General features: G+C 66.9%; 13 protein-coding genes, 1 other RNA gene and 1 pseudogene. 12 read left to right on the plus strand and 3 right to left on the minus strand.

What is annotated here, in order from left to right:
* Positions 1-454, minus strand: a pseudogene (locus tag Q7T84_RS04020) (phosphoserine phosphatase SerB); the annotation flags it as partial.
* Here Q7T84_RS04020 and miaA point away from each other — a divergent pair.
* Both miaA and Q7T84_RS04030 read left to right on the plus strand, forming a co-directional pair.
* On the plus strand, positions 399-1382 hold the full coding sequence (miaA, locus tag Q7T84_RS04025) for a tRNA (adenosine(37)-N6)-dimethylallyltransferase MiaA (protein ID WP_304806416.1): 984 nt from the start codon (positions 399-401) through the stop codon (positions 1380-1382). The pseudogene Q7T84_RS04020 and the gene miaA overlap by 56 nt on opposite strands.
* 171 nt (positions 1383-1553) lie before the next feature.
* Entirely contained in the window at positions 1554-3347 is a 1794-nt protein-coding gene (locus Q7T84_RS04030) for an acetolactate synthase 3 large subunit (RefSeq protein WP_304806417.1), read from the plus strand.
* 42 nt (positions 3348-3389) lie between these two features.
* Here Q7T84_RS04030 and Q7T84_RS04035 read toward each other — a convergent pair whose 3' ends face one another.
* Positions 3390-3749, minus strand: a complete 360-nt coding sequence (locus tag Q7T84_RS04035) for a nuclear transport factor 2 family protein (RefSeq protein ID WP_304806418.1) — start codon at positions 3747-3749, stop codon at positions 3390-3392.
* Between the two features lie 166 nt (positions 3750-3915).
* Here Q7T84_RS04035 and ilvN point away from each other — a divergent pair, with 166 nt between their 5' ends.
* Both ilvN and Q7T84_RS04045 read left to right on the plus strand, forming a co-directional pair.
* Complete coding sequence (gene ilvN / locus Q7T84_RS04040) at positions 3916-4464, plus strand: acetolactate synthase small subunit (protein ID WP_304806419.1); 549 nt, start codon at positions 3916-3918, stop codon at positions 4462-4464.
* A 21-nt stretch (positions 4465-4485) separates the two neighbouring features.
* Positions 4486-5355: a hypothetical protein gene (locus Q7T84_RS04045; RefSeq protein WP_304806427.1), complete on the plus strand. Its 870-nt coding sequence runs from the start codon at positions 4486-4488 to the stop codon at positions 5353-5355.
* Here the strand turns inward: Q7T84_RS04045 and Q7T84_RS04050 are convergent.
* Positions 5352-6005 carry an aquaporin gene (locus Q7T84_RS04050; RefSeq protein WP_304806420.1) on the minus strand — a complete coding sequence of 218 codons (654 nt, stop codon included), beginning with the start codon at positions 6003-6005 and terminating at the stop codon, positions 5352-5354. The genes Q7T84_RS04045 and Q7T84_RS04050 overlap by 4 nt on opposite strands.
* A gap of 150 nt (positions 6006-6155) precedes the next feature.
* Between Q7T84_RS04050 and Q7T84_RS04055 the strand changes: the two genes are divergently transcribed.
* From Q7T84_RS04055 to Q7T84_RS04090, 8 genes are all read left to right on the plus strand, one after another.
* Positions 6156-6608, plus strand: coding sequence for a universal stress protein (locus tag Q7T84_RS04055; RefSeq protein ID WP_304806421.1), 453 nt, complete (start codon positions 6156-6158; stop codon positions 6606-6608).
* 41 nt (positions 6609-6649) lie between these two features.
* Positions 6650-7013, plus strand: a transfer-messenger RNA (tmRNA) gene (gene ssrA / locus Q7T84_RS04060).
* 106 nt (positions 7014-7119) lie between these two features.
* The gene (locus tag Q7T84_RS04065) at positions 7120-7605 is read left to right on the plus strand and encodes an SspB family protein (RefSeq protein WP_304806422.1); all 486 of its coding nucleotides are present in this window, start codon (positions 7120-7122) and stop codon (positions 7603-7605) included.
* A 10-nt stretch (positions 7606-7615) separates the two neighbouring features.
* On the plus strand, positions 7616-8086 hold the full coding sequence (locus Q7T84_RS04070) for a PaaI family thioesterase (RefSeq protein ID WP_304806423.1): 471 nt from the start codon (positions 7616-7618) through the stop codon (positions 8084-8086).
* Position 8087: 1 nt separating this feature from the next.
* Entirely contained in the window at positions 8088-8876 is a 789-nt protein-coding gene (locus Q7T84_RS04075; protein WP_304806424.1) for a C13 family peptidase, read from the plus strand.
* A 98-nt stretch (positions 8877-8974) separates the two neighbouring features.
* Positions 8975-11137, plus strand: coding sequence for a serine hydrolase (locus Q7T84_RS04080; RefSeq protein ID WP_304806425.1), 2163 nt, complete (start codon positions 8975-8977; stop codon positions 11135-11137).
* A gap of 151 nt (positions 11138-11288) precedes the next feature.
* Complete coding sequence (fliF, locus tag Q7T84_RS04085; RefSeq protein WP_304806426.1) at positions 11289-12914, plus strand: flagellar basal-body MS-ring/collar protein FliF; 1626 nt, start codon at positions 11289-11291, stop codon at positions 12912-12914.
* An 8-nt stretch (positions 12915-12922) separates the two neighbouring features.
* Positions 12923-13572, plus strand: a 650-nt coding sequence (locus tag Q7T84_RS04090; RefSeq protein WP_304806428.1) for a flagellar motor switch protein FliG, incomplete at its 3' end; no start/stop codon positions are given.

The raw sequence follows: 13572 nt of genomic DNA on the forward strand, positions 1-13572 counted from the left end.
CCCGCTCGTCGTAGCAGCGCTGCAGGACGTCGACGGAGAGCCCCTTCAGCATGGCCACCCGCTCGCGCAGGGCCGATTCGAAGTCGAGCTCGCCGCGCATGGCCCGCTCGGTGATCTCCGAGACCTTGTCCTTCACGCCGGCGAAATCGGCCAGTTCGTCGATGCATTCGCAGCCGATGATGGTGGAATCCATGTCGGCGATCAGCAGGCGCTTGCGGCGGCCGTTCCAGGGCTGGACGCAGGCGTCGATGGGCAGGCCCTCCAGCGCGTTCGCCACCGCGATGCGGACCGGCGCGATGGCGTCCGCCTCGAGCGAGAGGTCGATGGCGCCGGGGCCCAGGACGCGGGGCTCCTTGACGCGGGCGCGGGCGCCTGCGAGCGCTGTGGTGATCGGGCCGATGGCGGCCTGGGCCGCATCTGGCGTGGGACTGACGAGGGTAAGGGCGAGCTGCATGGAGCCCCGCATCTGGCTGATCGCCGGGCCCACGGCAAGCGGCAAGTCGGCCCTGGCGCTGCGCCTGGCCCAGAAGATCGGGGCGGAGATCGTCGGCGCCGACGCCCTGCAGATCTATCGCGACCTGCGCGTGGTGACCGCCCGCCCCTCCCACGAGGAGGAGGCCTGGGTCCCGCATCACCTGGTGGGATCCGTCGACGGCGCCGACGGCTGGTCAGTGGGAACCTGGTCACGGGCGGCGAGCCAGGAGATCGCCGAGATCACCGGGCGCGGACAGGCAGTGGTCGTGGTCGGTGGCACCGGGCCCTATTTCCGCGCCCTCACCCACGGCTTGGCGGAGATCCCGCCGACACCGCCGGAGGTGCGCGACCAGGCCGCCATCGATTACGAGACGATGGGCGAGGTCGCCTTCCGCCGTCGGCTGGCCGAGGCCGATCCCGCCGCCGCGTCGCGGATCAGCCCCGGCGACCGGCAGAGGCTGGTGCGGGCCTGGGAGGTGTTCGCCGCCAGTGGCGTCTCGCTGACCGACTGGCAGGGGAGGACCGACCCTGCCCTCCCCGCCGGAAGCTATTCAGCCGTCGCTTTGGAGCCGGACCGCAAGGCGCTCTACGACCGATGCGACGCTCGGCTGGAGGCGATGATCGCCGCCGGCGCCTTGGAAGAGGTGGCCGAGTTGATGGCCCGGAACCTGGACCCCGCCCTGCCGATCATGAAGGCGGTGGGGGTGCGGGAACTGTCGGCTCAGCTGCGCGGTGAACTGACCCCGGCCCGCGCGTTGGCCGCCGCCCAGCAGGAGACCCGCCGCTACGCCAAGCGTCAGTCCACCTGGCAGCGGGGGCAGATGAGCGACTGGCCGCGCGTCACGGCGAGCGACCCCGACGACCAGTGGAGGCAGTTTCTTGCGCTGAACCCCGGCTTGACGCCCTGACGGGGGCATGGCATCAGCAGGGACCTTCGTTTCTGGAGAATGCTCGTGCGCGAGATTCTTGTACTTGTATGGCGACCTGTCGCGGACTGACGATCACGTCAGTCTGAACAAGGTCGCTTGCACCGGGCCCCCAGAGGGCCTTTTTTATTGCCCCACACCAGGCTCCCCGAAATGACCGCCCACCAGACCACCATCGAAGCCGATATTGAAACCCTGACCGGCGCTGAGATCGTCGTCCGCGCCATGATCGACCAGGGCGTCGAGGTGCTGTTCGGCTATCCGGGCGGCGCGGTGCTGCCGATCTACGACGCCCTGTTCGAGGAGACGCGCCTGCAGCACGTGCTGGTGCGCCACGAGCAGGGGGCGACCCACGCCGCCGAGGGCTATGCGCGCTCCACCGGCAAGTGCGGCGTGGTCCTGGTCACCTCCGGCCCCGGGGCCACCAATGCAGTCACCGGCATCGTCGACGCCCTGATGGATTCCATTCCGATGGTGGTCATCACCGGCCAGGTCGCCACCCACCTGATCGGCACCGACGCCTTCCAGGAGTGCGACACGGTCGGCATCACGCGGTCGATCACCAAGCAGAACTACCTGGTGAAGTCGGTCGAAGAGCTGCCGCGCATCATGCACGAGGCTTTCCACATCGCGACCTCAGGCCGTCCGGGCCCGGTGGTCATCGACATCCCCAAGGACGTGCAGTTCTCCCGCGGCGCCTATCAGGGCCCCAAGGCGGTGAAGCACAATCACGAGTACAGCCCGCGCACCAAGGGCGACGTGAACAAGGTGGCCGAGGCCGCCGCCCTGATCGCCGGGGCGCGCAAGCCGATCCTCTATACCGGCGGCGGCGTCATCAATGCGGGCCCCAAGGCCTCCCAGCTGCTGCGCGACTTCGCCAAGCTGACCGGCGCGCCCGTCACCTCGACCTTGATGGGTCTGGGCGCCTTCCCGGCCTCCGATCCCGCATGGCTCGGCATGCTGGGTATGCACGGCAGCTTCGAAGCCAACAACGCCATGCACGACTGCGACGTGATGATCGCTGTCGGCGCACGGTTCGACGACCGGGTGACCGGCCGTCTCGACGCCTTCGCGCCCGGCTCGAAGAAGATCCACATCGACATCGACGCCTCGTCGATCAGCAAGAACGTCCGCGCCGATATCGGCATCGTCGGCGACGCCGGCAGCGTGCTGGAGGACATGATCGCGGTCTGGAAGCAGCGGAACCTGGCCACCGACAAGGCGGCCATGGACGATTGGTGGCGGCAGATCGAAGCTTGGCGCGCGCGCCAGTCCTTCCGCTATCGGCCCGACACCAAGCTGATCAAGCCGCAGTACGCCATCGAGCGACTGTACGAACTGACCAAGGACCGCGAGACCTTCATCACCACCGAAGTCGGCCAGCACCAGATGTGGGCCGCGCAGTACTATCACTTCGAGCAGCCCAACCACTGGATGACCTCCGGGGGCCTTGGCACCATGGGCTATGGCCTGCCGGCCGCGGTCGGCGTGCAGATGGCCCACCCTGACGCCCTGGTCATCGACATCGCCGGCGACGCCTCCGTGCAGATGACGATGCAGGAGATGTCGACGGCCATTCAGTACGACCTCCCGATCAAGATCTTCATCTTGAACAACGAATGGATGGGCATGGTCCGCCAGTGGCAACAGCTGCTGCACGGCGAGCGCTACAGCCACTCCTATTCGTCCAGCCTGCCGGACTTCGTGAAGATGGCCGAGGCGTTCGGCGGCGTCGGCCTGCGCGCCGAAACCCCCGACGAACTGGACGACAAGATCCGCGAGATGATCGACGTGCGCAAACCCGTGCTGTTCGACTGCCGGATCACCAAGGAAGAGAACTGCTTCCCGATGATCCCGTCCGGCAAGGCCCACAACGAAATGATCATGGCCGAGGACACCCGCGACCTCGGCACGATCATCGACGACGCCGGCAAGCGGCTGGTCTGACGCCCTTGGCCGGCGCCTCGTGCGCCGGCCAACGACCGCGCTCTACTCGCTGTAGAAGAACCGTTCCTCGGCGATCTTGCCGTTCTTGACGGTGTAGACCCCGACCTCGTCCATCTTGATCCGCTCGCCGGACGCTTTCTGGGTCAGGTCCATCTTGAAGCGCACAACGAACTGGTCGCCGTTCACATAGGGCCCCTCCACTTCCGAGGCATGGATCTCGTGGGCGTCGGCCCACCATTCGCCCTTGCCACGCACGGCCTCCTTGCCGCGCATCTGCGCCATGTCGCCGGGCATGGCCTCGACGCTCAGCACGTCGTCGGCCCAGTATTTCTCGCCAGCCTCGTTGAACTTGCCCGCCTTGCAGAGGGCGACGAGGTCGTTGGCGATGTCTTGTGTGCTCATGACTGTCAGCTCCGGGGTTGGGACCGGACCGAGCGACCCGGCCCGCCGATTCCGGTCACCAAACGACGTTCTGCGCAAGTGCGCGCGTCCCGGCTCGACCAGTCGCGGCTTGCCCGTCGCGCGCGCATGTGAGACGTCCTCGGCGACCGACGTTTAGAGAGCCCGCATGTCCGACGCCCAGCCCGCCTCCGTCTATGATCTTAGCCACACCGAAGAGGTCGAGAATCTCGCCACCTTCGCGATCCTGGTCGACAACGAACCAGGCGTGCTGCACCGGCTGGTCGGGCTGTTCGCCGCCCGCGGCTACAACATTGAAAGCCTGACCGTCGCCGAGACCGATCGCCGGGCCCACACCAGCCGCGTCACCATCGTCACCCGCGGCGCGCCCCACGTGCTGGAGCAGATCGAAGCCCAGCTCGAGAAGATGGTCGCCACCCGCCACGTGCAGGACATCACCCGCGATCCCAACGGCCTGGAGCGCGAACTGGCGCTAGTGAAGGTCAAGGGAACCGGCGCCGACCGCGTCGAGGCCCTGCGCATCGCCGACATCTTCCGGGCCAAGGTGGTGGACACCACCATCGAGAGCTTCGTTTTCGAAATGACCGGCGCCTCGACTAAGATCGACAAGTTCGTCGAACTGATGCGCCCGCTGGGCCTGGTGGAACTCTCGCGGACCGGCGTGCTTTCCATCACAAGGGGCGTCGACGCCATGTAGGGAGGGCGCAGATTGGTCCGCGTGCCTGCGACCATCTTAAGCCTGCTCAGCCTCGCAGTTCCGGCCTGGGCGCAGACTCCAACGCCTGCCCCTCCGGCCGCCTCCGCCGACGCCTGGCCATGGCCCCCGCCTGATCCAAAGAGCTGGTGGGACGAGAAATGGCCGGTCCCGGCTGAAGCCGCCGATCCACTGGCCGGACGCCGGCTAGGGCGCAACGAACCGGTCATTGCGATCGACAACGGCTACGATCCGCTGCTTTACCGCCTTTGGGCGTTGCCCCCCCTCCAGAACCAGATCCTACGCGGGGGCGAGATGATCCTCGAAGTCGCGATCCGTCCCTCGACCTCGGCGCGCCAGAGCCTGATCCGGGTGATCGTGCGGCGCGACGGCAAGACGTTCGTTCAGGCCAGGGCCGGGCTCGGATGTTGCGAACCCGGCATCGCACGTCGGGTGGGGTTTGACGCCGAACTGCCGGCCGGTTCCGCCGCGAAGTTCCTGGCGCTGCGCGCAGACCCCCTATGGGAGGCGCCGCGCGAGGTCAGGGTCGCCGAGGCGGCGGACTCGGCCGACGCGCTGTGCATCGACGGCACGTCCTACGACTTGACGCTGGTGGCGCCGGGGAAGTCGCGCTCGGTTCGGCGCGCCTGCGACAGCGCCGAGGTCGGCCAGGCCGCTGACGTGCTGGAGGCCGCGTTCGGCGCGGCGCTGGGCCATGAGCCCCGCTTCGATGTGATCTATCCGACCGGGGCCAGCTTCACGGCCGCCCGCTCGGCCTATCGGCAACTGATCGCCGAGGGCGGACAACTGAAGCCCGCCCCCCATTCGCGACCACAACCGCCGACGTTCCAGCCGCCGGCGGTCGAGGAGCCTGACAAAGCTTCGACGCCCTAGCGCAGGACGCGGAAGCGATAGATGGCGCCGGCGATCACCGCCCCAATGGCCGGAGCGACGAAGAACAGCCAGAGCTGCGAGAGCGCCTGGCCGCCGACCAGCACCGCCGGCCCGAAGCTACGCGCCGGGTTCACCGAGACCCCAGTGACCTGGATGCCGACGATGTGGATGACGGCCAAGGTGATGCCGATGGCCAGGCCCGCGAACCCCACTGGGGCCTCCGCCGAGGTGGAGCCGAGGATGACGATCAGGAAGATCGCGGTCATCACGATCTCGAAGATCAACGCGGCCTGCATCGAGAACTCGCCCAGATAGCCAGGTCCCCACCCGTTGTGACCAAGGCCGCTCGCCACGCCGGCGATGGAGGCCAGGATGCCGGCGCCGACCAGGGCGCCGCTGAACTGTGCGACCCAATAGACGAGCATTTCACGAGCGCTCATCCGCCCGGCGATGAAGACCCCCAGGCTGACCGCGGGATTGATGTGGCATCCGGAAATCGAGCCGATCCCGTAGGCCATGGCGACAATGGCGAAGCCGAACGCCAGGGCGATCCCCAGCTGGCCGACATGTTCCGCGCCCAATACGGCCGCGCCGCAACCAAAGAGCACGAGCGTAAGCGTACCGACAAATTCAGCGACGAACTTCTGCATGAGAGTGCCTCCAATTTGATTCGAGGCTAACTCATGGTTGAGATCGGAGATAGCGCACTCGCACGAACCACGGATCGACTGCTAAGCTGAAGCGGTAGACCGCCCCATTTGATTATCAGCGCGACGCATAAGCGCACCTAGGGAGTCAAAATGTACAAGCACATCCTCATCTCGACCGATGGCTCGGAAGTCGCCCAGAAGGGCCTCGATCATGGCCTCGCCCTGGCGAAGGCGATCGGCGCTCAGGTGTCCATCATCACCGTCACCGAGTCCTTCCCGGTCTATGCCAGCGCGGGCGCCGGGGTCGGCGCAGGTTGGGTTCCGATCGAGATGGCGGACTACGACAAGGTTCAGGACGAGTTCGCGAACCGCGTCTTCGCGGCCGCAAAGCAGGCCGCCGAGCAACACGGCATCGCCGTCGAGACCGTCCACATCCGCAATGCCCAACCCGCTGAAGCGATCATCGAGACCGCCAAGGCCCGCGGTTGCGATCTGATCGTCATGGCTTCGCATGGCCGCCGCGGCCTGGGGCGCCTGCTGCTCGGCAGCCAGACCTCCGAGGTGGTGACGCGCAGCCCCTTGCCCGTGCTGGTGGTGCGCTAGCGGCGGGGCGCGGCGGAAGGATCTGGCGTCAAATTCCAGAAGCCCTTCAAAAACCATCGCCGCCACCCTATACTAGTCATGTCGGGTTTCGGCCCGACTATAGGGATAAACGCGCACATAATAAGCGGACTGGACCCGGGTGCGATTCCCGGCGGCTCCACCAATCTTCCCCGGTCGTTATCGCCGGTAAGCATGGGGCCGATCAGCATCGACAGACGTCTAAAGGTGTTGCTTTCTCTCGGCTTGGCCCACCGTTTCGGGCCTTAATCTAAATGCGAACGATAACTTCGCTGAAGAAGTCCGTTTGGCCGCGTAAGCGACCCGACAGATTTCGACATAAACTCCTAACGTCTTAGCAGCGTTAGGCGGGGCCCGGAGGGGGCCTTCCAACAGAACCCCTCCACTTTCCTTACAATTCTCAGCGATTTGCCCTCATCTGGCGCGCGAGCCGCCTTGCGCGCGGACGCCGAAACGCTACCCTCCGCGCCAGAATTGTTCCCCCGGAGTTTCGATGGCCCAGGACCCGCCGGCCCAAGACCAGATGCAGTACGAAGCCATGGCCCAAGAGGCCCTGCGCGGCGTGGTGAAGGCCGCGCTGAAACGCGCCGCCGCGCCGGAAGGCCTGCCCGGCGCCCACCACTTCTACATCACGTTCAAGACCGAGGCGCCGGGCGTGTCCGGTCCGAACGACCTGCTGGGCAAGTACCCGGACGAAATGACCATCGTCCTGCAGCACCAGTACTGGGACCTCGCGCCGGGCGAGACCTTCTTCTCGATCACCCTGAAGTTCGGCGGCCAGCCCAAGCGGGTGTCGGTGCCCTATGCCGCAGTGACCCGGTTCTACGACCCCAGCGTCCAGTTCCTGCTGCAGTTCGAGACGCCCACTTCCAACACCGCGACCCTGCCGGTCGCGCAGGAAGAGCCGGCTGAGCCGCCGGCCGAGACCGATCCGGACGCCCCGAACGTCGTCTCGCTCGACACCTTCCGGAAGAAGTGAGCCCGCGCGAATGACCGACGTCGCCGCCCCCGAACCGGAAGTCCTGACCGACGAAGCCATCCTGGCCCGTTTCCAGCGCTCCAAGAACCAGCCCACCGGCTCCCAAACGCTCGGCTTCCGCATCGTCGCGGTCAGCCAGGCGGACAAGTCGGTCGAGGTCGAGTTCGACGCCAAGGCCGAGCTGCTGCTCAATCCGATGAAGCAGATCCAGGGCGGCTATCTCTGCGCCATGCTGGACGAGGCGATGTCGGTAGCCTGCATGGTCGCCTCGGGCATGACCCATGTCGCTCCGACCGCCGAGATGAAGACCACCTTCTTCCGCCCCGGCGCGCCGGGCAAGCTGAAGGGGATCGGCCGGGTGGCCAAGTGGGGCCGGACCATCGCCTTCACCGAGGGCGAGCTCTACGACGCCGACGGGCGACTGCTGGCCAAGGCGACGGGGACGGCGGTGCCCACCCCCTTCCAGCGTTACAAAAGCTAGCATGCCCGGGCGCGCGGGCCTCGCCAGCGCACTCTTCGCCCTAGCCCTGAGCTGGGCCGGCCCGGCGTTCGCCGCCCCGCCAGCCGAGAACCGCACCTTTGGCGACTGGGCCGCGGTCGTCGTCGCCGGAGATTTCCACGGAAGCAACGGCGGTCGCACCGAAGTCTTCGACAACGCCCGCCGCGACGTCTTCAGGGAGCTTCAGCGGATCGGCTTCTCGCCGGCTAACATGCGCCAGTTCTCGGTCAGGCCGGGGCGCTACAAGGATCGGCCGCTGAAGGCCGACCCGCGCATCATCTATGAGACCCTGTATGACCTGTCGGACAGGGCCAAGTCCGGCTGCCTAGTCTACTTCACCTCGCACGGCTTACCCGAAGGCGTGCTGGTCGACGACAAGATCCTGACGCCCGACCTGCTAAACAGCATCCTGGACGCCACCTGCGGCGCTCGTCCGACCGTGGTGGTCATGTCGGCCTGCTTCTCGGGCACGTTCGTAAGGCCGCTGGCCAGCCGAAACCGGATGATCCTGACCGCCGCCCGGCGCGACCGCACCTCGTTCGGCTGCGGAGAGGACAACACCTATCCATTCTTCGACGACTGCGTCCTGAAGTCGAGCAAGACAGCGCGCGACTTCGTCGCCCTGGCCTCGGCGGTGAAGACGTGCGTGGCCCAGCGCGAAACCGCCGAGGGCATGAAGCCGCCCTCTGAACCGCAGATTTGGATCGGCGGCGAACTGCGCCCCATGCTGCCGCTCTATGCCTTCCCCACAGGCCCGCCGCCGGGCGATTGAGCCCCGTTCACCGCCGAAGTCGAACCGCTCTAGCGTGCTGCGCGTGAGGCGCCCTACAAAGGGACTCACTGGACAATGGGGCCAGCGGGTATTCGTCCATGCATTTGATCTTCAAGGCGGTCTTCGCCGCGATCCTGGCTGTCTCGGCCACATCCAGCGTAGCTCAGGAGAGCCCTCCCGCGCCCCAGGCGCCGCCCCCGCCCGCCGCCGGCGCCAATGCGGGCGGACCCGTTCCCTACACCAGTCTGCCGCGCTCGCCCGCGCCCCGCCCGAAGGCGCTCGTCGCCGCCGCGCCAACGACGGCTGCGGCCCCCGCGACGACAAGCTCAGCCCCGATCCCCGCCCTGCCCGTCACTCCAAGCGGCGCGCGCTTGGCGCCCGGTGAAGCCCTGCCGCCGGCCGAACTTGAAGCCTTCGTGGACGGCGTGGTGCGCGAGGCCATGGCGCGCGAGCACATCGCCGGCGTGACGGTCTCGGTCGTGCAGAACGGCCAAGTGGTGCTGAAGAAGGGCTACGGCTTCGCCAGCCTGTCGCCGGCCCGCAAGGTCGATCCGGACAAGACGCTGTTCCGCATCGGCTCGATCTCCAAGACCTTCACCTGGATCGCGCTGATGAAGGAGATCGAGGCGGGGCGCATCCGCCAGGACGCCCCGATCAACCTCTACCTGCCCGAACGCATCCAGGTCCGAGACCAGGGCTTCCGCACGCCGGTGCGGGTGATCAACCTAATGGACCATTCGCCCGGGTTCGAGGATCGCGCGCTCGGTCATCTGTTCGAGAAAAACTTCGAGCGCGTGCGGCCGATGGCCGAGTACCTGCGCCAGGAACGGCCCCGCCGCGTCCGCGCGCCGGGCGAAGCCTCGGCCTATTCCAACTACGGCGCGGCCCTGGCCGGCCAGGCGGTGTCCTACGTATCGGGCAAGCCGTTCGAACGGCTGATCGATGAGAGCATCTTCCAGCCTCTCGGCATGACCAACACCAGCTTCCGCGAACCTCATCCGGTCAAGGCGGGTCTGCCCGCCCCGATCCCCCCGCGCCTGGCCGCCAACATCTCCGACGGCTACCGCTGGACCCCGACCGGCTTCGCCGAGCGGCCCTTCGAGTTCATCAGCCAGGTGGCGCCGGCCGGCTCGGCCTCCTCCACCGCCGCCGACATGGCCCGCTACATGCAGCTCCTGCTGAATGGCGGAACCCTCGACGGCGCGATCATCTACGGCGCTCGCGCGGCCCAGGCCTTCAACACCCCGATCCGCAAGACCCCGGCTGGGATCAACGGCTGGCGGCACGGCTTCATCGAGTACAATCTGCCGGGCGACCATAAGGGCTTTGGGCATGCCGGCGGCACGCTCTCGTTCCTGTCCAACATGGTCGTCGCGCCGGACCTCAATCTTGGCGTCTTCGTCAGCACCAACACCGAGACCGGGGGCGAACTCGCCAACGGGCTCGCCGCGCAGGTGGTTCAGCAGTTCTACGTGCCGCCGCAACCCTTTCCCCGCGCCGGTTCAACGGCGCTCCGGGATCGCGCCGGCGACTTCAGCGGCTACTATGTCGGAACGCGCCGCGCCTATCGCGGGCTGGAGGGCATGGTCGGCCTGCTGATCGGCGGGGTCGATGTGGCGGTGACGCCGGAGGGCCGTCTTGCGGTCGCTTCAGGCGGCAAGGTGCGCACCTTTGTCCCCCAGGGCGATCTGTCGGAAGGCCGCTTCATCTCGACCACCGGCGCGGACCACCTCGCCTTCTCGATGTCCGGCGGCCGCGCCTACGCCTTCCAGACCCCGCTCGGCGAACAGACCTTCGAGCGGTCCGGGTTCTGGAAGCGCCCGATCACCCTGCTCCTGTTTGCGCTTCTGAGCGGCGCGGCGGCGATCGTGACCATCGCTGGCCTCTTCCTGCGCAATCGGCGTGAGTTCCGCGAAACCCCGGTCCAGCGACAGGCCAGTCTGATCCAGACCAGCCAGGCCGTGCTTTGGCTGGCCGCGCTCGCGCTCTTTGGGCTTTGGGCTTCGGGGACGAGTGATCTGGCGAGCGTCATGTTCGGCTGGCCGAGCGGCTCGCTGATCATCGCCTCGGCGTGCGTCCTGGTGGCCGCGTTCCTGACCCTGCTCAGCCTGATCATGCTGCCGGCGATCTGGCGTGGCGGGCGCCGAGTTGATTCGTGGAGCGGCCTGCGCAAGGCGTCGTTTACTTTTACGGTTTTGGTCTATGCGGCGTTTTCACTCATCCTGGGGCTCTGGGGAACCCTAACCCCCTGGAATGGCTAAGCTTCTCTGATCGAGCCTAGAAATTCCCTCGCGAATTGAGGCGCTAAGGCGGCAAAACTTAAACACGTCGTTTACCAAGCACTGGGTAAATCCTGCCTAGCGGCGGGCGAGTAGGCGTCTCTTCCGCACATCCCCGGGAAGGACGTCCGCGTTGAATAGCTTCGTCGCCGCCCTGCAAAAGTTCGGTATCGGACGGCTGGCGGCATTCCTCGGGATTGGGGCCGGCGTAGCCGCGGCGTTGGTCGCCCTGACCATGAATTTGGGCGAGCCGAAGGCGCTCCTCTATTCGAACCTCGACATCAAGGAAGCCGGCTCGATCACCGCCGCCCTCGACCAGGCCGGGGTCAAGTACGAGGTCAAGGGCGACGGATCGACCATCATGGTCGGCCGCGACAAGGTCGCCTCCACCCGGTTGCTGCTGTCCAGCAAGGGCCTGCCGACCTCGGGGTCCGTCGGATACGAGATCTTCGACGAGGCCAACGCCCTCGGCCAGACCGACTTCGTGCAGCAACTGAACCGCCAGCGCGCCCTGGAAGGCGAACTGGCCCGCACAATTCGCGGCCTGGACGGCCTCACCTCGGCCCGCGTTCATCTGGTGCTGCCCAAGCGCCAGCTCTTCGAGGAACAGGCCGAGCAGCCTTCGGCTTCGGTGACGATCACGGTCGGCGGACGCCCTCCCTCGCCAGAGCAGGTCCAGGCGATCCAGAACCTGGTCTCCAGCGCCGTACCCAATCTCAAGCCCGGCCGCGTCACCGTGATCGACCAGCACGCCAAGACGCTGTCGACCGGCGAGGACGGCTTTGGCGGCCAGGCCGCCGACGGTCGGCGCAGCGAGGTCGAGCAACGCATCGCCAAGACCGTCAAGAACTTGGTCGAGGGCGTGGTCGGCGCCGGCAAGTCCCGCGTGAACGTCACCGCCGACCTGAACCTCGCCCGCATCACCGTCCAGCAGGAAACCTTCGATCCGGACGGCCAGGTGGTGCGCTCGGAATCGGTCAACGAAGAGAACAGCCGCGAGAACCAGCCCGACGCCAACGGCGCGGTGACGGCTAGCGCCAACATCCCGGGCGGCATCGGCGCCAATGGCGAGACCCTGAACCAGTCGGCCAGCGGCCGGACCGAGTCGACCACCAACTACGAAATCTCCAAGACCACCCGGACCGAGATCCAGGAACCGGGCGACATGAAGCGCCTGTCGGTCGCCGTCGCCATCGACGGGATCACCGCGCCGGGCGTCGATGGCAAGCCAGGCGCCTACACGCCGCGCTCGGCCCAGGAGATGCAGCGCATCGAACAACTGGTCCGCACGGCCGTCGGCTACAACGCCGATCGCGGCGACCAGGTGACCGTGGTCAATGTCCGCTTCCCGGTCGCCGAGGCGGGCGGCGGCGTCGAGACCGCCAATCCGCTGATGGGCTTCGACAAGAACGACATCATGCGCGCTGTCGAACTGGCCATCATCGCCATCGTCGCGATCCTGATGATCCTGTTCATCGTCCGCCCGCTGCTGAAGCCTCCGGCTGGCCGCGGCTTGCCGGCCCTGGCCTCCGCCGGCGGCGCGGGCGTGACGCGCCTGGTCACCACCGAGGTCGACCCGGCCACCGGCCAATCGCTCGCCCTGCCCAACCCCTCCAACGAGTTGGAGCAGCGGATCGATATCGCCCGCATCGAGGGCCAGGTGAAGGCCTCGTCGGTGAAGCGTGTCGCCGAGTTCGTCGAAAACCACCCGGAGGAGTCGGTCTCCCTCCTGCGCGCCTGGCTGCATGAGACAACATGAACCCGCGTATGAAGGCCATTACCGACCCCGCTAAGCTAAGCGGCCCCGAGCGGGCCGCCATTGTCCTTCTCGCGTTGGGCGAGGACCACAGCACCATTTGGGAACAACTCGACGACGAGGAGATCAAGGAGATCTCTCAGGCCATGGCGGGGCTCGGCACCGTCTCGTCGGCCGTGGTCGAGCAACTGCTGGTGGACTTCATCTCCGGCATGTCCGGCGCCGGGGCGATCATGGGGTCGTTCGAGCAGACCCAGCGCCTGCTCCAGGCCTTCCTGCCGCAGGACAAGGTCGACACCCTCATGGAGGAGATCCGCGGTCCCGCGGGTCGGACCATGTGGGACAAGCTCGGCAACGTGAACGAAGCGGTCCTCGCCAATTATCTGAAGAACGAATACCCCCAGACGGTCGCGGTGGTGCTGTCCAAGGTGAAATCCGAGCACGCCGCCCGTGTGCTGGCCGCGCTGCCGGAAGACTTCGCGCTGGAGTGCGTGACCCGGATGCTGCGCATGGAGCCGGTCCAGCGCGAGATCCTCGACAAGATCGAACAAACGCTGCGGACCGAGTTCATGTCCAACCTGGCGCGCACCTCCAAGCGCGACAGCCACGAGATGATGGCCGACATCTTCAACGCCTTCGACCGCCAGACCGAGGCGCGCTT

Origin of the sequence: Phenylobacterium sp. (genome assembly GCF_030654915.1) — a bacterium.
Lineage (GTDB): Bacteria > Pseudomonadota > Alphaproteobacteria > Caulobacterales > Caulobacteraceae > Phenylobacterium.